Below are 1,325 nucleotides of genomic sequence, written 5' to 3'. Positions count from 1 at the left end.
TCATCAGCCTGAAAACCGCGGCGGACTGGTTCGGCACGCCGCCGCCCGACAAGCCGTATTGCCCACTCGCGCGCGACATCACCTTTTCGGGTCAGCATGTCGCTGCCGTGGTGGCCGAGACCTTCGAGCGGGCGGTCGCGGCGGCAGCACTGGTCCAGGTCAGCTATGAGGAAACGCCTGCCATCGTCGACCTCAGCGACGGCAAGGCCGGCGATGGCATCGCGATCGATGCCATGACCAAGGAGTGGGGCGACGCGCAAGGTGCGTTTGCCTCGGCGCCGGTCCGCATCTGCGCCGCCTACAACACGCCGCGCGAGTACCAGGCGCCGATGGAGCCGCATGGCCTGATCGCCCGCTGGGAGGGCGACCACCTCACCGTGTGGGAGCCGAGCCAATGGCTGGACGGCATGGCGCGCACCTATGCCGAATGGTTCGGTGTGCCGTTCGAGAACGTGCGGCTGGTGTCGCCCTATATTGGCGGCGGCTTCGGCTCCAAGGCGCTGGCGCTCAGCCATGGCGCGGTGGCCGCCTGTGCGGCCAAAATGCTCGGCCGGCCGGTGCGGCTGGTGATGACCCGGCCGCAGACTTTTACCGGCTATGGCGGCCGCGCGGCGACGCGCCAGACGGTGACGATCGGCGCCGACGTGCAGGGAAAGATCCAGTCGATCGTGCATCGCGGCGTCAATGAAACATCCATCGACGGCATGTGGGTCGAGCCGCTCGGATCGGTCACCTCGATCATGTACACAACGCCGAATTTCTCCTCGAAGCAGAATGTCGTACGGGTCAATTCGGTGGTGCCGGGCGCCATGCGCGCGCCGGGCGAAAACCCCTCAGCCTTCGGTATCGAAAGCGCCATCGACGAGCTTGCCTACGAGGTCGGCATCGATCCGCTGGAGATCCGGCTCCGAAACTATGCCGAGCAGGATCCACATGCCAAAAAAGCTTGGTCGACCAGGCAGTTGCGCGAGGCTTTTGCTGCAGGCGCCGAACGCTTCGGCTGGTCCAGGCGCACACCCGAACCGCGCTCGATGCGCGACGGCAACCAGTTGATCGGCTGGGGCGTCGCCGCCGGCACCTATCCGGTGCGACGCGCCTATGGCGAGGCGCTCGTGCGCATCCTGGCCGATGGTTCGGTCGAGGTCGAAAGCTCCTCGATCGACATGGGCCAGGGCACCTACACGATCCTGGCGCAGACCGCCGCCGAAACCGTCGGCGTACGAGCTGACGACGTGGTGATGAAGCTAGGTGAATAAAGATTTCCGCGCGCCGGCGTCACAGGCGGTTCGCGGCTGGCCGGCGTGATGACGGGTGCGGTCTACAAG

General features: G+C 66.2%; 1 pseudogene. It reads left to right on the top strand.

The features are described 5' to 3' along the window. Nucleotides 1-1,325: pseudogene (locus EN991_RS36520) on the top strand (xanthine dehydrogenase family protein molybdopterin-binding subunit); the annotation flags it as partial.

It is taken from the genome of Mesorhizobium sp. M7A.F.Ca.US.005.03.2.1 (assembly GCF_003997795.1).
Taxonomy (GTDB): Bacteria; Pseudomonadota; Alphaproteobacteria; order Rhizobiales; family Rhizobiaceae; genus Mesorhizobium; species Mesorhizobium ciceri.
This window is presented reverse-complemented; position numbering and strand designations above follow the sequence as displayed.